Origin of the sequence: Okeania sp. SIO2F5 (genome assembly GCF_010692685.1) — a bacterium.
Taxonomy (GTDB): Bacteria; Cyanobacteriota; Cyanobacteriia; order Cyanobacteriales; family Microcoleaceae; genus Okeania; species Okeania hirsuta.
The window spans coordinates 58,035-76,412 of the sequence record NZ_JAAHGU010000020.1; the positions used below are offsets into that span (position 1 = coordinate 58,035).

The 18,378-nt window shown below is 37.3% G+C and carries 17 protein-coding genes and 1 pseudogene; 11 read left to right on the forward strand and 7 right to left on the reverse strand.

The window, feature by feature from the left end:
• Positions 1-451 precede the first annotated feature (451 nt).
• From F6K27_RS10395 to F6K27_RS10405, 3 genes are all read left to right on the forward strand, one after another.
• Positions 452-778, forward strand: a complete 327-nt coding sequence (locus F6K27_RS10395; protein WP_287275900.1) for a hypothetical protein — start codon at positions 452-454, stop codon at positions 776-778.
• Between the two features lie 30 nt (positions 779-808).
• A complete protein-coding gene (locus F6K27_RS10400) occupies positions 809-1,477 on the forward strand; it encodes an RNA-guided endonuclease TnpB family protein (protein ID WP_375339676.1) in 669 nt (222 codons plus the stop codon).
• A 135-nt stretch (positions 1,478-1,612) separates the two neighbouring features.
• Positions 1,613-2,173 carry a YHS domain-containing (seleno)protein gene (locus F6K27_RS10405; RefSeq protein WP_287284285.1) on the forward strand — a complete coding sequence of 187 codons (561 nt, stop codon included), beginning with the start codon at positions 1,613-1,615 and terminating at the stop codon, positions 2,171-2,173.
• 342 nt (positions 2,174-2,515) lie between these two features.
• Here F6K27_RS10405 and F6K27_RS10410 read toward each other — a convergent pair whose 3' ends face one another.
• From F6K27_RS10410 to F6K27_RS10420, 3 genes are all read right to left on the reverse strand, one after another.
• Entirely contained in the window at positions 2,516-2,644 is a 129-nt protein-coding gene (locus tag F6K27_RS10410) for a hypothetical protein (RefSeq protein WP_287275903.1), read from the reverse strand.
• A gap of 6 nt (positions 2,645-2,650) precedes the next feature.
• Positions 2,651-2,914 carry a hypothetical protein gene (locus F6K27_RS10415; RefSeq protein ID WP_287275905.1) on the reverse strand — a complete coding sequence of 88 codons (264 nt, stop codon included), beginning with the start codon at positions 2,912-2,914 and terminating at the stop codon, positions 2,651-2,653.
• A 154-nt stretch (positions 2,915-3,068) separates the two neighbouring features.
• Positions 3,069-4,172 carry a DUF1254 domain-containing protein gene (locus tag F6K27_RS10420; protein ID WP_287275908.1) on the reverse strand — a complete coding sequence of 368 codons (1,104 nt, stop codon included), beginning with the start codon at positions 4,170-4,172 and terminating at the stop codon, positions 3,069-3,071.
• Here F6K27_RS10420 and cmoB point away from each other — a divergent pair.
• Positions 4,171-5,151: a tRNA 5-methoxyuridine(34)/uridine 5-oxyacetic acid(34) synthase CmoB gene (gene cmoB, locus F6K27_RS10425; protein WP_287275909.1), complete on the forward strand. Its 981-nt coding sequence runs from the start codon at positions 4,171-4,173 to the stop codon at positions 5,149-5,151. The genes F6K27_RS10420 and cmoB overlap by 2 nt on opposite strands.
• 347 nt (positions 5,152-5,498) lie before the next feature.
• On the opposite strand, the gene F6K27_RS10430 is transcribed toward cmoB, so the two are convergent.
• On the reverse strand, positions 5,499-6,554 hold the full coding sequence (locus tag F6K27_RS10430; protein ID WP_287275910.1) for a polysaccharide deacetylase family protein: 1,056 nt from the start codon (positions 6,552-6,554) through the stop codon (positions 5,499-5,501).
• Between the two features lie 497 nt (positions 6,555-7,051).
• Between F6K27_RS10430 and F6K27_RS10435 the strand changes: the two genes are divergently transcribed.
• A complete protein-coding gene (locus F6K27_RS10435) occupies positions 7,052-7,399 on the forward strand; it encodes a hypothetical protein (protein ID WP_192901056.1) in 348 nt (115 codons plus the stop codon).
• A gap of 581 nt (positions 7,400-7,980) precedes the next feature.
• Here F6K27_RS10435 and F6K27_RS10440 read toward each other — a convergent pair.
• Positions 7,981-8,817, reverse strand: a pseudogene (locus tag F6K27_RS10440) (polyprenol monophosphomannose synthase); the annotation flags it as partial.
• A gap of 555 nt (positions 8,818-9,372) precedes the next feature.
• Positions 9,373-9,594 (reverse strand): hypothetical protein, encoded by a 222-nt coding sequence (locus F6K27_RS10445; protein WP_124143708.1) that lies wholly within the window; start codon positions 9,592-9,594, stop codon positions 9,373-9,375.
• Between the two features lie 180 nt (positions 9,595-9,774).
• Between F6K27_RS10445 and gloB the strand changes: the two genes are divergently transcribed.
• From gloB to F6K27_RS10465, 4 genes are all read left to right on the forward strand, one after another.
• Complete coding sequence (gene gloB, locus F6K27_RS10450; RefSeq protein WP_287275912.1) at positions 9,775-10,548, forward strand: hydroxyacylglutathione hydrolase; 774 nt, start codon at positions 9,775-9,777, stop codon at positions 10,546-10,548.
• A 684-nt stretch (positions 10,549-11,232) separates the two neighbouring features.
• Entirely contained in the window at positions 11,233-11,550 is a 318-nt protein-coding gene (locus tag F6K27_RS10455; RefSeq protein ID WP_287244538.1) for a DUF2605 domain-containing protein, read from the forward strand.
• A 260-nt stretch (positions 11,551-11,810) separates the two neighbouring features.
• Positions 11,811-12,128, forward strand: coding sequence for a DUF2973 domain-containing protein (locus F6K27_RS10460; protein WP_287275914.1), 318 nt, complete (start codon positions 11,811-11,813; stop codon positions 12,126-12,128).
• A 481-nt stretch (positions 12,129-12,609) separates the two neighbouring features.
• Positions 12,610-14,697 carry a DICT sensory domain-containing protein gene (locus tag F6K27_RS10465; RefSeq protein WP_287275916.1) on the forward strand — a complete coding sequence of 696 codons (2,088 nt, stop codon included), beginning with the start codon at positions 12,610-12,612 and terminating at the stop codon, positions 14,695-14,697.
• A gap of 9 nt (positions 14,698-14,706) precedes the next feature.
• Here the strand turns inward: F6K27_RS10465 and F6K27_RS10470 are convergent, their stop codons facing one another.
• Positions 14,707-15,036: an STAS domain-containing protein gene (locus tag F6K27_RS10470; protein ID WP_124143704.1), complete on the reverse strand. Its 330-nt coding sequence runs from the start codon at positions 15,034-15,036 to the stop codon at positions 14,707-14,709.
• A gap of 646 nt (positions 15,037-15,682) precedes the next feature.
• On the opposite strand from F6K27_RS10470, the gene F6K27_RS10475 reads away from it, so the two are divergent.
• Complete coding sequence (locus F6K27_RS10475; protein WP_124143703.1) at positions 15,683-16,111, forward strand: photosystem I reaction center subunit II PsaD; 429 nt, start codon at positions 15,683-15,685, stop codon at positions 16,109-16,111.
• Positions 16,112-16,447: 336 nt separating this feature from the next.
• On the forward strand, positions 16,448-17,983 hold the full coding sequence (trpE, locus tag F6K27_RS10480) for an anthranilate synthase component I (RefSeq protein WP_287275918.1): 1,536 nt from the start codon (positions 16,448-16,450) through the stop codon (positions 17,981-17,983).
• Positions 17,984-18,378: the final 395 nt, after the last annotated feature.

An 18,378-nucleotide genomic window follows, 5' to 3' on the forward strand; every position in this document is an offset into this window, starting at 1 on the left:
ATAGCTGTTTGCTTAATGCAACAAGACTCTCTCATATAGGAAAGTATTTAAATTAATATAGACTTTAAAGGTAAGAGAGCTAACTTTTTTAGTAAGAGAATTAAATATTGCTTTGATCATCAACTAAAAGCACTCTTCTGATAGCTGATTGCTGACGGCTGAATGCTTACCTTATGTACCACGGTTAACCGACTTATTAATTGTGGGATTTATAGCAATGTGCGCTGGCATATTTACAAATTACAAGAACTGTCCAATAGCTAAAAGTCTTGTATTATCGGTCTTTTATTCCCCCAGATGAGCTGTTGCCTGTTGCCTGCGCACAGCGCTATATTTGGCTAGACAATGGTATTTTAAGTAGGGATACATCACGGGAAAACACGACTTAGAGAAGCAATTAAACTCAAATCATAATTATCAATTTCTTCATTCTCAAGCAGCACAGCAAACCTTGAGAGGAGTAACAGAGTCTTTTAAGTCCTACAAGGAGCTTTCCTACAAACACTATCTAGAAAAACTGAAAAATAAACCTCAACTTCCCAAATATCGAAAAAAGGGAGGACTAGGAGTTATAACTTATCCAAAACAAGCTTTGAGACTGAAAGGAAACCAGGTGAGAGTACCTCTGGGGAAAAAAGTTAAAGCTGCTTTTAAAATTGATAGTTTTTGGCTAAATTTTCCCAGCAATCTTGAGTTTAAAAAAATTCGAGAAATAAAGATTCTACCTCGTAATGGTTGCTTTTATGTTGAGTGGGTTTATCAGTTAGAGGTCGATTAACCTGAACTTGACAGGGATAAAGTTCTCGGTATTGACCACGGAGTTGGTAATTGGTTAACTTGGGTTAGCAATGTAGGAACAAGCTTGATTGTAGATGGCAAATATTTAAAATCAGTTAACCAGTGGTATCACAAACAAATAGCAACAATTAAAGATAACAAACCTCAAGGATTCTGGTCAAAAAAGTTAGCCAATATAACTGAAAAACGCAACAGAAAAATGCGCGATGCTGTGAATAAAGCGACCAGATTAGTTATAAATAACTGCTTAGAAAATGGTATTGGTAGGATTGTTTTTGGATGGAATAAGGGGCAAAAAAATGCTATTAACATTGGAGCCAAAAACAATCAAAAATTTGTGCAAATTCCCACAGCTAAACTCAAAGAACGAATTAGTAAGTTATGGGAATTGTACGGCATAGATTTTATTGCAACTGAAGAATCTTACACCTCGCAAGTAAGCTTTTTGGATGATGATTTCCTGCCAAACTACGGTGAAAAACCCGAGAGGTGGAAGCCGTCAGGAAAACGAGTACAGAGAGGTTTATATCAAACCAAAAACGGTTTGTCACTAAATGCTGATGTGAATGGAGCAGCTAATATTCTCAAAAAAGTAGCGACAACTTTGGAGTTTTCTCTCGAAGGAGTCAGTAGAGGTAGTTTGATAATGCCTTTAAGAATCCAGTTTTGGATTGCTTAAGAATCTCCGTATCTTTAGAGCGGGGAGTATCAATATGAAAAGAGTTTCAGGAATTTCTCACAGTCTGCTCAGTTGACTAGCTTAAGTTGAGGATGTCGATCCTGCAATCCCAAAATCCTTTTGAGAAAAAGTTAAATGAAACGTCGATATTTTGTCTTGTCTTCAGTTAGTTTCGGGTTGGTCATAGGGTGTGCTTCCCTACAAACGAAAGATTCCCCTCAGCCATCAGTAGAACTATCCACCGATCCTGTACCGTCTGCTATTGCCGTATCGTCCAACAAGGCTGATGAATCTCAAATCGCCAATGTCACAGAGCCGATTTTTGCGGAAAACGGAGTTGCCATTCGAGGTGCTGACCCAGTTGCGTATTTTCAAGTAGGTAAACCTGTCCAAGGAAATAAACAATTTACTCACAACTGGATGGGTGTCAACTGGTGGTTTTCCAGTGCCAAAAATCGCGACTTGTTTGCAGCAAACCCAGAGGAATATGCCCCGCAGTATGGCGGTTTCTGTGCTTTTGCCGTTGCCAATGGATACACAGCTCCTATTGTTCCAGAAGCCTGGAGCATTGTCGAAGGGAGGCTATATCTCAATTTCAGTTTAAGGGTTCGCGATCGCTGGGAACGTGATATTCCAGGCAATATTGCCCGCGCCAATGAAAACTGGCCTGCTGCTGCCGCCAACTTTCGGGGGTGAGGGGTGAAGTTCTAGTGCCGCTACCCGGAAGTTAAAAGTCATGCCTTTAAAAGCGAGTGCTAATTGGCGAGGTTTCCTACGGGGCGCCTACTGTGCGGAAGTAATTCCCCTATTGCCAAAAAAGCTGGAAGCTTGACTACATAATCTTTGTCAGTTAAAGCTTCCAGCGTTTCAAAATCGTCTAACTCATGTTCTATTAATTTTGCACTTTTGACCTAAAAGCTTTTCCCAGAGAGAATTTCAGTCAACTGAGGAATTTAGAGTCTTCCGTCAACTTTTACAAAGTCATTGAGGACTCGCAACAGCCTTACGTCTTCAGCGTTTTTAATACTTTGAAATTCTTTAGTTTTCCGTCACCTTAATTTCACCCGTTTCTACCCCAAAAGTCTCTTCGTGGGCAGCTTGCCATTCAGCCATACTCACCATAGGCAAAGACCACAAATACAGTTGGGTAGCTCGCTGGAAGTCCATCTCATCCTAGAGCTTGGTAATGGTTTCTGAAGTTGGATAACCATTTGACTCGAACTCAAGCGTTCCAATATGGGTTTCAACGTCACCAATAAATGGATTTGAGCCGATAACGCTGGCATCCGCCAGGGCGACAGAGGGCGCAACGATCGCCAAGCAAAGGATGGCTATCGACAGAGAAAGGATTAGCTCTTTAGCCTTCTTAACAAGTGGATTTTTCTGAAAAAGAAAGTGCAAGAGCGTCATCCGGTTCAAAATACGGTTAAAGAACATGGGTAAAACCTCATCAAATGGGTTAACAACACAATCTCAGGCCATATCCCAAAGGGCGATAAAGCTAGCTTTGGGATGGACAGCAGCAAAAATGTTTACTAGGGAGAAATCCGAACTGGTCTGAATATTCCCGTCAAATAGCTCCTACACATTTTTACTCAGCTTCTATTGGTGGAGCTTCCCAACTACCGTTGATTACATATTCTTCTGGTATGTAAATGCGCATGATAACATACATAGGTCCATCCGGTGCCGGAAGCCAGTTTGATTCTTTTTCTGTCCCAGGAGATTCGTATTGTAGATATAGGGTGATGCTTCCGTCTGCATTCTCTTCTAGTTCTTCTAGCATCGGTGAATTAATCAAGTAACGATCGAGCGGGTTGTGAATTAAATAACGAGTTACTCCATCATATATGGTCACCGACCAGAATGCTTGGGCAGGTATGCCTTCTGGGGGAATCTGTAACACATAATTATAGTTCCCGCTATTAAGCAATTCTCCATTTTCATCTACTATGTAACCTGGGTAAAATGCCTCAGCTATTGAGTTCCCGTAGATACCCAGTAGGGATCCAACTGCACGTTTGAGATAATCATTATTGAGTTCTTCTCGCGTTCCAAATACGCCAGCGGATGATGTAGTTTCCTGGGCAGTTTCATCAATAGTGTCTATTCCTGCCTGTTGACCGGATGCGATCGCATCAAGCCACTCTTGAGAAACACCTTCTGGCGGAAATACTGCTCCAGGTTCCACGCCAATTGTCTTAAACTCGTCGCGCAGTTCTACTTCAGTGGGATGGGTAGGAGCAAATTGAAGTAAGAAATTGACATACTCAAAGAAATGATCGTTCAAGGTTTCAGAAGAGATTGGAGGATAGTCAATTTCTGGGGGAGCTTCTGGCCGCTGAGTATCCAGGAACTCGCTCAAGGGTTGAGCCTTATATTTTTCCTGAATTGCATTAACGTTATCAATATCGTCAGGATTAAAAAGCTGGGTGCGTAATAGTGAGTAAGCTAAATTTGTTTCTGACGGAATTACTCGCTTAATTCCTTCGGGTTGCTCTCCACTCCAATCTGGACCTGCGATGAGGTAGTTTCCTCCATCATTACCCTCAACCCGAGTGCCAAGGTAATCAAAGTTGAAGGTGTAAAGGTCAACCAATTGGGCAGTATAATAACGCTCATCTTCGATATCAGGCATCGTTATAACTAAAGGCTCTGCTTGTAGATCCATCACCAACTCTAAATTTAGTCTCATGTTTAATAATAGTATCGGCCATATTCCCTCAGATTATTTATATAAATATGACATCCCGATCAATACAGAAGCAATATTAAAAACCCGTCAAGAAAAACACAAAAAATTATTTGAAACCTCTACTCAAAAGTATTACGAAGCAGTACAAACAGTTGCAGATATCAAAAGTCATTTTTTCGACTTTTCCTGCGCAGCAATAAAAGTCGGTCGTGCTGAGGAACTCTCCCCAGAGCAACAACAACTGTTCCGGAACAGTTTGCAAACATTTTGTCCTTGGAAAAAAGGTCCGTTTGAACTATTTGGTATAAACATTGATGCTGAATGGCGTTCTGATTGGAAATGGGAACGCATTTTGCCACATATTAGTTCTCTGAAAAATCGTAGAGTCGCCGATATTGGCTGCCACAATGGTTATTTTATGTTCCGCATGGCAGCTCAACAACCCGAGTTAGTTATTGGTTTTGAACCCTACGCAAAACATTTTTGGAATTTTCAACTTATTCAAAATATTGTGCAACAAAAAATGCTGATATTTGAACTGTTGGGAGTTGAACACATTCACTATTACCCTCAATTTTTTGACACCATTTTCTGCTTGGGTATTCTCTATCATCACACTGACCCTATTGCTTTACTACGCAAAATGCGAGAAGCTTTAGCGCCCAAGGGGGAAATTATTATTGACTGTCAAGGCATTCCAGGAGATTTACCAGTAGCTCTAACACCTCGGAAACGTTATGCTCAAGCACGAGGTATTTGGTTTCTCCCCACTCAGTCCTGTTTAGAGAGTTGGATAGGGCGAGCGGGGTTTAGTGATATTAATTGTTTTTTTGCCGAACCTTTGTCAGTGGCAGAACAACGGCGCACTTCTTGGGCAAATATTGATAGTTTGTCAGAATTTCTGAATCCTGAAGACCCTTCGTTGACAGTTGAAGGTTATCCTGCACCTTGGCGCTATTATGCGATCGCTCGTAAATAGGGTCTGCTGAAAAAGTCTTTTAGTAGTGGTAGGAGACAGGAGATAGGAGTTAGGGGAATTTAGAGGAGGTAGGAGTAAGAATTGTCCCAAGGGGTAGTGAGGCAGTAGGGACGTTGCATGGAACGTCCCTACAGAGTAAAGGAAAAGAATTGATGATTTATCTACGATAATTGATTTTATTTTTTATTATTGGAGATGTCTAGGGAACACATTTTTATTATTGCTAATTTAATCAGGACTTACGCAAATTCACCTTTAAAACGCCATATTTAGGGGCGCAAAGCTCCGAATTGCGCCCTCACTGGATTTAGTATCCGTGCGTAAGTTCTGTTAATGAGACTTGATATTCAACCTTCCTGCCTCTTCCTTCTTCCCTCTTCCTTCTTCCTTCGTTCATTAGAAATTTTTTTGAGTGTTGAAGCTCGAGTTGCTAACCGGATTAACTTATAAGGAGATGTGCGACTACCAACTGTAATTCGAGAAATGCGGAACTTATTTTTCAGATAATTTACTTTCAAAAAATTATCATCATAAATAAATCCAGTTAGATGATATTTAGGTAACTTTTTTTCCACCTTTGTATTGATGGCACCATAGGGATAAGCAATATGAGCAGCGACAATTTTATTCCTATCTAAATCATTAGTACATTTTCTCAAAGCTAACTTCGCAAAATATAGTTCTACTTCTAATTCCTTGGAGCTAATTTTTGTTAAATTTTTATGAGTAAATCCATGAGATTGAATATCATAAAAATCTTTCTGATATCCTTCTATTAAATTTTGACAACTAAGATGTGGTAAATCTTTTCCATTATTAACTCCCAGAGTTTTAGGATTAATAAACAGAACAAATCTTACTTTTTCACCATATTTTTCTTCCATCCTTTCTAAGATGGGCATTCCATTTTTATGCACTCCTTCATAGCCATCATCAAAAGTAAGCATTACAGGTTTTTGACCTATATGTTTACTTGGTATAGGTTGAGATTTATTAATAAAATATACGAATAAATCTTGAGAGGATAAAAACCAGTAATTTTTCTGTACTAAATACTCTACAAACTTTTCTAAATCTTGCTTAGTATAATCCATACCATAAAGAGGGCGATATGGTGGTAAATCAGCTTTATTCTGTAAATCAATAATGTCATGGAAACCAAAAATCGGAATTTTGACAGTCGGAGATTTAATAGCTGCAGCAGTCAAACCTAAACTGACGATAAATATTAGTGAAAGGTATACAAGTTTACTTATCCACTTTGGTAAAAAATTAATTAAAAAGCAATTTTTGTACAAATGTATAATAGTTAAATTTAACTTCTCTACAGTGGAAAATAAAGATTGAGTTACATTCCTACTTAGTAGCTTAATCTGATCTTGAATCCATTTTTGATTAATCATATCTTTCCCTAATATTCAATCGCAAATCTGTGAATTATTGCTAGTTATTGATGATACTATCACTATTTTTTCCTGACTAATATAAAAAATTTATTTTGTTTCGTAGGAGTGGATGATCGCCACTTATTGAAGAAGGAAGAAGGAAAAAGGAAAAAGTGGATGGGGACTCAAACCCCAACCAATTGTAAACACCGTATAGACGGCGGTGTATTCAACCTAAAAGAAAAAGATAAACAATCCCCCCTTATAAATTGAGGCATTATTTTCCTGAATTAGTATCAAGGTGAATGAAATTTACATCTATAAGAGTTAAATTTGTGTAATACTATTCAATCAAAAAATGCTAAGGCTGAGAAAGTGGGAAATTATTATTACTTGTATAGTTGTGTAGATAGATTTTCCTCAATATCAAAAATCTGAAATTCTCAGTGATATAATGGCTGTAGTCTGATAAGTTAAGAAAAATTAAGCATATTCTCAAGCAGGAGGTGAGTCCCGTGTTTAAGCAAGATCATCAAAATCTGAAAGTAGTTAAACTAGAGGAAGGAATATTGGTTCATACTCAACTCAGAAGCGCTTATATTCCTGCATTGCGTTCTGGGTTTGCCGGATACCCAGTTAATCCTCGTTGGAGTGGAGTCAAATATTATGCTTGGAAGACAGGAAAACAATGGCGACAGGCGCTTTTGAATGGAGAGATGGTAGTGCGTTTGAGTGATTCAATGTTGGTATCTATTGATCAAATTAAAGACTTAGAAGAAAAGTCTTATGTGGTATGGTGGGACTACCAAAAATCATTGCCCAAGAGTAATTGGGAATTTGAATGCCCTGTCTTTCAGGGATGAAAAACTACTTATACTACATCTGTTTTAAAGTCTGTTAGTAATCAAGGGAGGCAACAAGGAGTATGAATAATTTATAAATTTCTTTTACTTATAGAACTTACGCAAAAACATTACATAAATTTAGTTAAACTATAGTGCTATACTAAATACAATGTTCATAACTAAAAAATGCAATGCGTAAGTTCTAACTTATATATATATGTTACCTAATAATTAAGGTTTAAAGTCTCTGATTGACTGCGCCACGGACTGTCGCCCTACAAGCACCAAACAAGAAAAATTTTTCCTTTTCATCAATCCTCATTCTTTTCAAGTAAAGGTCATTGTTAATAATTAATTATTAATTTTTGAAGTAGTCTGATAACAATTCCTAAAAATCATCCCATGGTTATTGAATACTTCAGTTATTAAGTAATAAGTCACGTTCAGTAATGTTTTTAGCAATTATTTGTATGAAGTAAATATATCTTATTCGTTATTTACCTACTCCTTACTCTCTGCTTTCAAGAAAATGTAACAAAAATGCGTGATATTTGGTCTTAGACTAATATGCTTCACAGCGAGAATATATTAAAAACAATAAAACCAACTGTACCGAAACAGATAAATCGACTAGGCCATCTAGCCAACCTTAAATTTAGTAGGTGGTGTAAATATTCTATATATTGTTTCCAGGTAACTTTACTTTCCCCTTCTAAACGTTCATTAAATACATACCCCACTTCTCCCACCCAACAAATACTGCCTCGGCCCAAAACTTCAATCAAAATTTTGTACCCTACTGGCCTAAGAATTTTTTCTGCGATCGCCTTTCGGCGGACCATAAAATAGCCACTCATGGGATCTGAGACTCTCCCTACGACTCCAGGTAAAATAATTAATCCCAAAACTTGAGCGCCACGAGACAATAATCTTCTAATAATATTCCACTCACTGACACCTCCTTCCTCAAAGTGACGACTAGCCACTGCTAAGTCAGCACCTTGCTCCATTTTTGTCAATAGTTTTAAGAGAGTTTCTGGAGGATGTTGTAAATCTGCATCTATTACTCCCAATATTTCTCCTTTTGCTACTTGCCAACCACGAATGACTGCAGTGGAAAGTCCTCTTTCTTTTTCCCTACGCATTACCTGGAGTTGAGGATATTCTGGTGTCATATTCTGAGCTGTCTCCCAAGTTAAGTCGGGACTATTGTCATCTACCACAATTAATTCATAAGCATCGGGAATTTGAGTATCTAGTAACTGAGTTAGTCTTTGGACAATCTTTGGGATATTTTGACTTTCTTGAAATGTGGGAATAACCAGAGAAAGTTTTATTTCTGGACTATCTGGTTTTATCGTATTTTTTACTACAGCAGGAACTTGTAATAAACCTGTTGGTACTGTTAGTAATGAATTTGGTTTAGTTGCACTCATTATCAATTTTCTCTATCTGAGGTATTAGTTAATTGTGGGTTTAACAGAAATCAGAATATAGTCAGGTTTATATTTACAGCAGATTCAGTAGTATATGAGGTGCAAATTTTAAAGATCCAATGCGGGCATCTTGCCCACCATGGTAGGGCATCTTACCCACCACAGATGTACCTCACTGATATGAAATATGCTGTATATCAAGTTGCCAATTATTACTTACTGTACTTTATTAATTTAATTTGCCAGTGTATATCTTTCTTTAGCTATTAATGCAATATTGAGACTATTTTTAATTTCAAAAAAATATAATATTTGAATGCAGGTAAAATATCTCATTCACAATTATTGCTAAGACTTATGAAATAGTTGTTTGCGTAGCACTCCGCAGGAAAAACCAAAGAATATGAATAATTTTATGTCCTAAGTATAGCTACATTTTTTGATACATTATATTTTCTTTTTCATGTTGTCTATTCCCTATAATTTTAAATTTTGTACTTAATCCAAGAAATAAACGCTATCAAGTATTTACTAATATTTTTTACTCTTAAATATCTATGAATAATAATTATCATCAACTAACTTAATTTTACGAATTTGAAGAAAGTCAAATATCTGATTAATTTGATGTTGTTCTTCATCTGTTATGTTTTTACCACATAATATTGCCGAAGTAAGTTGTAGGTGTTCCCGGCGACTAAGTTTGCCTGATGTAATAACTCGGTTCACCATTTGATTAATTGTCACATTTGGTTTATTTTGCTCACTCCATAACATAATCTTTGATATCCTCTATATAACTTTTGATATTGATTATATGTTCAGTAATATACCCGATCAAAGTAGTCTCAGAAATAAATATTACCTTTGTTCTCATTCCTAAGTTATTTTAATAGTTAAGAGGGCAATAATATCCCTAAGTGAAAATTTTGTATATAAAACATTAATTTAGTTTCTATGAAGATTTATCGACTGCCAGCACTTTCAGACAACTATATCTTTTTACTACATGACCCAAATCAAAAGATTGCGGCTGTAGTCGATCCAGCAGAAGTTAGGCCAGTAACTGAAAAACTAGAATCATTGGGTTCTCAGTTGGTGGCTATTTTCAACACTCATCACCATTCAGACCATGTAGGAGCTAATCAAAAGTTAATTCAGAAGTTTCCTCAACTCACAGTGTATGCCGGAGTTGAAGACCGAGGTAGAATTCCTGGACAAAAGGTATTTTTACAGGAAGGCGATCGAGTCCAATTTTCTGACCGAGAAGGAGAGATTTTATTTGTACCTGGTCATACAAGTGGCCATATTGCTTATTACTTTCCTCCTCTAGTTGCTGGAGAACCGGGGGAATTATTTTGTGGTGATACTTTATTTGCTGGTGGTTGTGGCCGCTTATTTGAAGGAACACCAGCCCAGATGGTACAGTCTTTGAGCAAATTGCGTAATTTGCCTGACAGGACACGAATATGGTGTGCCCATGAGTACACTTTGAAGAATTTGCAGTTTGCTATAACAGTCGATGAGCAAAATTTGGACCTACAAGCTCGTTTTGCTGAGGTTAAAGCAGCACGCAGTCGGAATAAGCCTACTGTACCATCAATGATTGGTATAGAAAAACGCACAAATCCTTTTCTGGGTTGGGATCGACCTAATCTACAGTTAGCGGTTAAAAGCCAAGATCCAGTACAAACTTTTGCCCGTTTACGAGGAAAGAAAGACCAATTTTAAAAATGCTACAAATATAGCGCTGCGCGCAGGCAACAGGCAATAGGCAACAGCTCCGGAAGGGGGAATAAAAAGCTGTTTGCGCAAGCATTTCGTAGGAATCATATAAGACTTTATAGCTATTGGACACTTCCTGCAATTTGTAAATATCCCAGCGCACATTGCTATACTTCCAGTTTCGCCAAGAGTCAGGAGGAATAGTGTTTAAGTATTTCTTGGGGTTTGCCGTTTAACCCTGTAGTGGTCGATCCACTTGCGTTCAACTAAGCTTTCAGGCTTTTGAGTAAGTTTGAGTAAGTTTAGTTGAGCGGTAAATATCTCTTGATTCACTCAAATTATTTGTAATATTCTTTTTTCGCACTTGTTATTACTTATAGACATCTCCAAAAATCAAAAATCAAATCAATTATTTCTCCCTGTTCCCTGTTCCCTCTTTTCTGTTCCCTCTTTTCTGGAGATGTCTAATAATTTTTGTCAGCCTTAGCATTTTTTGTACTTTTAATATGTATAAATTAATCATATTTTTGGTATAAAATAAGTATCAAAGGTGACTGGCTTTGGCTCTAAAATCCTTACTCCTTTAGTTTTCAAATCTCAAGCTCCCTTAGAAAACATTTATTAAGTAAAATGTAAAAAAATGTAAAGAGTGTTAAGATCAAATCTAGAATAAGAAATTAATTTAGAAAAATGCTAAATCCAAGACTGCCCGAACCAGATTTACTTAAAGCAGTGCTGAAACCCTTGTTAGAGGATTTTCAGTATTGCTTTGAGCGTTCCCGTCAGTTATTGGAGAGAGAAAAAATTCCTTTTCTGAGTAGCACTGAACAATTCGACCTACTTAACAGAGTTAAGCAAGCTCAACAGGAAGTGAGTACAGCACAAACTCTTTTTCATGCAACTGAAGGTCAAGTTGGGGTAGAAACTACAGTGCTTATGCCCTGGCATCACTTACTAACGGAATGCTGGCAAGTTTCAATGCGATTTCGCAAAGAACAATCTAGATAGAATTGCTCATTACGCTCAAACTTAAGTATCAAGCAATAAATCAAAAAATTAAATTTAGTTAACTTTTAACTATAACAGTTTTGGAATTGATAACTATTAATTTTTCGATAAAAGCACTATCTTCTCTGGAAATTGATGATGACTGACCCAGATAATTTATGGGGATAAAACTCATCCAGAGTTAAGTAGATATAAAATAAGAAAAACTGTTTAAACTTTTTTAAAATTTGCTGAGTGCCTATATGGCCCTGGAGAAAACCATGTTACATCTGCTTTATATCCTAGCCTTTACTACTGTTGCCGTTTTGGCTGTTCGTAATTTAATCCGTAGTCTATTAACTGTGGGCCTTGAGTCTCAATCTTTACCCTCAAACCGAGAATGGTCTTCTGGTGATTCTTATTCTAAGTCTCGTAGAATTCCACATCCGGAACTATTAGATGAATCTGGGAATTTTATTGATGAACCTTTGTTGGTGATGCGTTCCGTTAATGTACAAGAAGCTCGTCAACAGTTGGATGCTATTTATAATTCTGAGCTTGAATCTAGTAGTGAAACTAGAGACGAGAAGGATAAATAAAGACTACAACAAATAATGCAAGATTTGTAAAAATTACAAGATATACTTGAAGAAGGAGACAGGAGACAGGAGACAGGAGATAGTCGGAAAATTACATGGGGATTCTCACCCCAAATAATTTTGAACACCGTGTAGACGGTGGGGTATTAAACCCACAAAGAAAATGATAAAAAGTCTAAAGTCTTTAATTCTCTAATTATCAGGTATTTTCTGTACAATCAAATTCATAATTGCTGTAGCAGAAAATTGATAAAAACTTAAAAACTTGCTATTGCTTTGTTTCAAAAAAACTGATAATAGCAAGTTATTTTTATAACTTTAAAATGCCAAATATTTGAGATAAAATAATTTATACTTATACCAAACACCCGGTTATAAATCAGGGATCAGACAAAACTAAAGAATAAAAGCCTCTGCAGTGTTCACACTAACAATGTATATTTAATATTAGTAGTGCAGTAGGGTAAAGATTAACCGCCAGATGACCATCCCTAAGTCCGTATTGGCAGAACTGGTGCAAGAGATTCCGCAGTTGAGACCACAAATTTACTTTAAGTCATCCCTGACTGCTCTATCTCATGCAATGGAAGACCAGGTTTTAGCAAGCTCTGATCAACCTCTGGTAATTGCAACTTTTCAGCAAGAGCGTTTTTATCGTCAGGAAGCTCATCGTTATAGACGAATTGCTAACCTAACATCCCAAGTATATGTACTAGCAGCACCAGAAACAGCATTTAAAAATTCTTCTGAGTATTACGAAACAATAGCTTTTAATACTAAAGAGACTCTAAGTAAGGAATGGAATTTACTGGTACTTGGTCAACAGTATTCAAGTTGTTTGATTTGTAATGAGCGTTTTAATTCTGGTAAAAGTGATGAAACATCTAAGTTGATTGCCATGGATCAGGCACGTCGATTTGAAGGTATCTGGACTTTTGACCGTCAAGTATGTGTCCAAGCTGCTGAATTATTACTGAATAGAATACTCAGATATAGGCCACAGTTAGAAGAAAAAGTACAAGCAGCACGAGAAGTTTATAGCATCAATCTTGATGTAGAGATGGGAAGAAAATCTGCAAAAAGAAAATCTAGCTCTAATCGTCGTTACCTAAAAAAAGCTTCAGAAGTAGTTACTCAAAATCCTCAATTTAACGATCCTTTTGCCCAACGTTTGGTGACTTATTTGCAAGCAAGTCAATATAAGTTACTTAAAACATATCGCTCGATCGCTGTTCAGGAACAAAAACAGCGCCTGATTAATATTATTTCTAATGCCATGAGGCGATCGCTAGACTCTGATGAGATTATCAAAGTAGCAGTGCAAGAATTGGGAGAAGCACTTTTAGCTTGCCGATGCTTAATTTATCAATGTCGAGCTTTAGATGTCACAGCAACTATTACGCATGAATATTTAAGTTCGTCAGTTACATCTGTGGTTAATCAAGAATGGCCTTTACAAGATAATCCTTTATTTCAAAGGGTTGTTCAAACTCAAGAGCAAGTCTCTATAGAAGATACAAGCTTACTGCCTAATTATTGTTTGACAGAAACACCACAAAGCTCTAAAGTTCAGGCCAAAAACTGTATCGAAACATTAATATCTCAATGGAAAATTAAGAGCTGGTTAATGGTACCTTTGCTTTATCAAGGAAGACTTTTAGGTATGGTGGAGTTACACCACTGTGGATCGTGTCCCCATAATTGGTCTGATGACAAAATAGATTTGGTAGAAGCGATCGCTACTCAATTAGGTATAACTTTGATCCAGGCGGAAACTTATGCCCACTTAGAAGAATTAAATCAACAATTAGAAGCTCTGGACCGGACTCGTAGTAATTTAATTGCAATTACTGGCCACGAGCTACGGACACCTTTATCAACTATTCAAGTTTGCCTTGAAAGTTTGAGTCAAGAACCAGATATGCCTGCAGAGTTACGTCAAGTTATGTTGGAAACTGCATTAGCAGATGCAGATAGAATGCGTAATCTTGTGCAAGATTTCTTAACATTGTCTCATTTAGAAAGTGGTACGGTTGAGTGGAATGTAGAATATCTGCCTCTATTAGAATGTGTTGATTTGGCTCTGAGTAGTATTCGTGCCCATCATTTACAAAGAGATTTACCGAATATTACTACTGAGGTATCGACAGAACTACCTTTAGTTTTAGCTGATGGAGAATGGTTAGTGGAGGTATTGTCAAAACTCCTTGATAATGCTTGTAAGTTTACTCAGTCTGAAGGAACAGTAATGATTAGAGCTACTTCTAATGGAGATAATATGTTGGAAGTGACAGTCTCTGATACTGGTCGTGGGATTGAACCTAAGCGCTTAGAAGCTGTATTTGATCGTTTTTATCAAGAGGAAGGTGCTTTACGGCGCAGTGTTGGTGGTACAGGTTTAGGTTTAGCCATTTGTCGGCAGATTATTACTCGCTTGGGAGGAAAAATTTGGGCAGAGTCAGCGGGTAAAAATCGGGGTAGTAAGTTTCACTTTACAATTCCAATTGTTAGTAATAGTGAAAAAATGGAGAGGGAAAATCAAACAAGAAGAAAGGAATCTAATTCATAAACTTAGCAGCTAGCAAAGTAGTAGTTTAGGTTTTAATGAATAGAGAAATGATTCATCTTCTAAAAAATGAAATTCTTGGTCCAATCCAGTTAATTGAAAAACCAATTGAATATCATCTTGGATATTGAACAGATATAATAGACATCCTCTTTTTTCAGAAATTTTTCGGATAATAACTAAAGTAGTTAATCCCAAATTATTAATTTGGTTTACTAATCCCATATCTATTATCCAGTATAAATTTCGTGTTTTGTCGATTAGTTTGTCTACTATTTGCTTGAGTTGATGACTTCTCTTTAAATCTAAGTTGCCTTGAGGGCGAAATAAAATTGCTTCCATATAGTCCGATATAATTCAATAAGTGAAGGTGAAAAATAGCTGTTCCTTATATAGTGTTAAAAATGCCTAATAAAGGTAATAAATATAATCAAGGGTAATGATCGGCTTTAACCAAAAGTTAGTTACTATAGTATTTCCAGTAAACAAAAAAAAAATTGCGTTTTTTATTCGAGAAAAAATATCTATAGCAATTTTCTTTAGGTTATGTCAAAATATTCTGAAAAAAGCAAAAAGTAACAATACTCAAAAAATGCTATATGTAGCAATCTTATTTGAGTTGTAAGATATTGTAGACTTTTAGAGAACAGGTTAACTAGGAGTCGAAAGTCGCTAATTTCTCACAAATAATTTAGGATTACTCTATTGACAGTAATTAACAATATAGTTTTATTATTCGATTCTTTATCTAGACTAAAATCAAGTCATAGTAAAATTCAAGAGGACTATTGCAATTACCCTCTTTTTTAACTTCAACCATAACCGAAAAAAAAGAATGATACTATCTTTAGTCGATGGCAATTAGTAATTAATGGCCTCAAGTCTGGCCAGAGTCCTAAAATATCCTTTTGTAACAGAACCTTACAATTTCTTAAACCTGGGTAACTGTGGTGATAGGATTCCATAAAAAGGTTCATATAAAAAATCTATGGCAGACGAACTAACAGGTCAACCCCCTATTTTCGGTGGCAGTACTGGTGGCTTACTGACCAAGGCCGAAGTTGAAGAAAAGTACGCTATTACCTGGACTAGCTCAAAAGAGCAGGTATTTGAGATGCCTACAGGTGGTGCAGCTATTATGAATGAAGGTGAAAACCTACTATACTTAGCTCGCAAAGAGCAATGCTTGGCCCTCGGCACTCAACTAAGGACTAAATTTAGGCCCAAAATTGAGGACTTCAAAATCTATCGGGTTTTCCCTGATGGTTCTACTGAGTATCTACATCCGAAAGATGGAGTCTTCCCTGAAAAGGTTAATGAAGGACGTCCTTATGCAGGTAAGATCGACCGTAACATTGGTCGTAACCCAGAACCTGCTGCTCTCAAGTTTACTGGTAAGAAACCATACGACTCATAGGTTGTGATTAATCAGTAGATAAAAGCGCACCGCTTGCTAGTCAATGGCTTCCTCAGCGTAAAGACGGAGCAAAAAAGCTTGGGTCGATTGTTTATATGAGATGCAACTCAACTTGTTTGATTTGTATATCTAGGCTGAGAGTCTGTGTTTAGCTCGGCGACATTAAATGCGCAGCGTTGCGTCAGCAAAATAATAATTTTCCGTTATAATCATGTGATTTAACGGCGAGAGTGTCAATTTCTATCATCACCTTGGCTTCCAGATATCTCATCTGAAGCTGAGGTTTTAATTTTATTAGAGTCGCTGCTGAATCTCAAATCTAAAACCTCAAAATTTATGATATTCCCAGACTTCTCCAAATTTTCCCAACTAGCAAAACAAGGTAACTTTGTTCCTGTCTACCAAGAATGGGTAGCAGACCTCGATACTCCTGTTTCTGCTTGGTATCGTGTATGCGCGGGTCAACCATACAATTTTTTACTAGAATCAGTTGAAGGTGGGGAGAAAATCGGACGCTATAGTTTTCTTGGCTGTGACCCATTGTGGACATTGGAAGTAAGAGGGGAACATACTACCCAAACTTACCGCGATGGCACAGTTAAAACTTTTGAGGGAGACCCCTTTGAAACTCTAGATAACTGTCTGCAAAAATATCAACCTGTCAAACTACCTCAACTACCACCTGATATTGGTGGCTTATTTGGTTTTTGGGGTTATGAGTTGATTCGGTGGATCGAACCTCGTGTACCTGTTTACCCATATACTGAAAATGATTTGCCTGATGGTTTGTGGATGCAGGTCGATAATCTTTTGGTTTTTGACCAGGTAAAACGGAAGATTTGGGCGATCGCCTATGCAGACCTCCGCTCTCCAGAGGTAGATTTAAAGGCAGCTTATCAACAAGCGTGCGATCGCGTTTCTCAGTTAGTAGATAAATTGCAATCTCCTCTATCACAACAAGATACTTTACTAGAATGGCAACCACCTGCTGGAAAAAGTCGAGAAGTTGGAGATATCTATAGTAGTAATACACCCCGCGAACAATTTTGTGCCAACGTTGAAAAAGCTAAAGACTACATCAAAGCAGGAGATATTTTTCAGGTAGTTATTTCGCAACAACTTTCAACGGAATATACAGGGGAGCCATTTGCTCTTTATCGTTCCCTGCGACTAATAAACCCTTCTCCGTACATGGCTTATTTTAATTTTGGTGATTGGCAAATCATTGGTTCGAGTCCGGAAGTTATGGTAAAAGCAGAAAATACCCCTGATGGCAAACGTCTTGCTACGGTGAGACCAATTGCCGGAACTCGTCCCCGTGGTAAAACTTATGCAGAAGATAATGCTTTAGCTGAGGAGTTGTTGCAAGACCCGAAAGAAAGAGCAGAACATATTATGCTAGTCGATCTAGGTCGGAATGATTTGGGGCGTGTTTGCCGAGTGGGAACAGTAAAAGTTGATGAATTAATGATAATTGAACGTTATTCTCATGTGATGCACATTGTTAGTAATGTGGTGGGAGAATTGGCAGATGAGAAAACTGTTTGGGATTTATTGAAGGCTTGTTTTCCAGCGGGTACTGTTAGCGGTGCGCCAAAAATTCGGGCGATGGAAATTATTAATGAATTAGAGTCTTGTCGCCGGGGTGCTTATTCTGGGGTTTATGGATATTATGATTTTGAGGGTCAGTTGAATAGTGCTATTACGATTAGAACTATGGTTGTTCGGCCGAAAAATGATGGTAAACACACGGTAACTGTGCAAGCGGGAGCTGGTTTGGTTGCGGATTCTGTGCCGGAAACAGAGTATGAGGAAAGTATTAATAAAGCTAGAGGTTTGTTGGAGGCAATTCGGTGTTTGAAAAAGAGTTAAAAATGTTGGTAAAAAGTTAGTTTGACAATAGCTTTGTTGTACAAAAAATGATTAGAAACAGGGCTGACGCACGCAGACGAAATTATACACCATTTGTAAGGGTTAACGGCCGTTAACCCCTACTATTTCGTACCTTTTTCCTAAAAATCTATTCCCTGTTGCTTTCCGGAGCTGTTGCCTGTTGCCTGCTATGTGCAAAAAGTCTATATCTTTTTCACGCCTATATAGCAATGAGCGCTGGCATCTTTACATGTTACATAGATATTTGCAATGTAATATAAAAGTAACTGTATGAGCTGTATTTTTCATAAATTAGGCGATCGCTAAACCTTAAAGTTTTAAGGATGTCTGTAATGGTATTGATAATTTACAGTTTATAGCTTGAAATTGTTTAC

What these genes read in the sequence shown, in the direction of transcription:
- F6K27_RS10405 (WP_287284285.1), top strand. Translation starts at nt 1,613, where the DNA reads ATGAAACGTCGATATTTTGTCTTGTCTTCAGTTAGTTTCGGGTTGGTC.
- F6K27_RS10410 (WP_287275903.1), bottom strand. Translation starts at nt 2,644, where the DNA reads ATGGACTTCCAGCGAGCTACCCAACTGTATTTGTGGTCTTTGCCTATG.
- F6K27_RS10415 (WP_287275905.1), bottom strand. Translation starts at nt 2,914, where the DNA reads ATGTTCTTTAACCGTATTTTGAACCGGATGACGCTCTTGCACTTTCTT.
- cmoB (WP_287275909.1), top strand. Translation starts at nt 4,171, where the DNA reads ATGTTTAATAATAGTATCGGCCATATTCCCTCAGATTATTTATATAAA.
- F6K27_RS10420 (WP_287275908.1), bottom strand. Translation starts at nt 4,172, where the DNA reads ATGAGACTAAATTTAGAGTTGGTGATGGATCTACAAGCAGAGCCTTTA.
- F6K27_RS10430 (WP_287275910.1), bottom strand. Translation starts at nt 6,554, where the DNA reads ATGATTAATCAAAAATGGATTCAAGATCAGATTAAGCTACTAAGTAGG.
- F6K27_RS10445 (WP_124143708.1), bottom strand. Translation starts at nt 9,594, where the DNA reads ATGTTATGGAGTGAGCAAAATAAACCAAATGTGACAATTAATCAAATG.
- gloB (WP_287275912.1), top strand. Translation starts at nt 9,775, where the DNA reads ATGAAGATTTATCGACTGCCAGCACTTTCAGACAACTATATCTTTTTA.
- F6K27_RS10455 (WP_287244538.1), top strand. Translation starts at nt 11,233, where the DNA reads ATGCTAAATCCAAGACTGCCCGAACCAGATTTACTTAAAGCAGTGCTG.
- F6K27_RS10460 (WP_287275914.1), top strand. Translation starts at nt 11,811, where the DNA reads ATGTTACATCTGCTTTATATCCTAGCCTTTACTACTGTTGCCGTTTTG.
- F6K27_RS10465 (WP_287275916.1), top strand. Translation starts at nt 12,610, where the DNA reads ATGACCATCCCTAAGTCCGTATTGGCAGAACTGGTGCAAGAGATTCCG.
- F6K27_RS10470 (WP_124143704.1), bottom strand. Translation starts at nt 15,036, where the DNA reads ATGGAAGCAATTTTATTTCGCCCTCAAGGCAACTTAGATTTAAAGAGA.
- F6K27_RS10475 (WP_124143703.1), top strand. Translation starts at nt 15,683, where the DNA reads ATGGCAGACGAACTAACAGGTCAACCCCCTATTTTCGGTGGCAGTACT.
- trpE (WP_287275918.1), top strand. Translation starts at nt 16,448, where the DNA reads ATGATATTCCCAGACTTCTCCAAATTTTCCCAACTAGCAAAACAAGGT.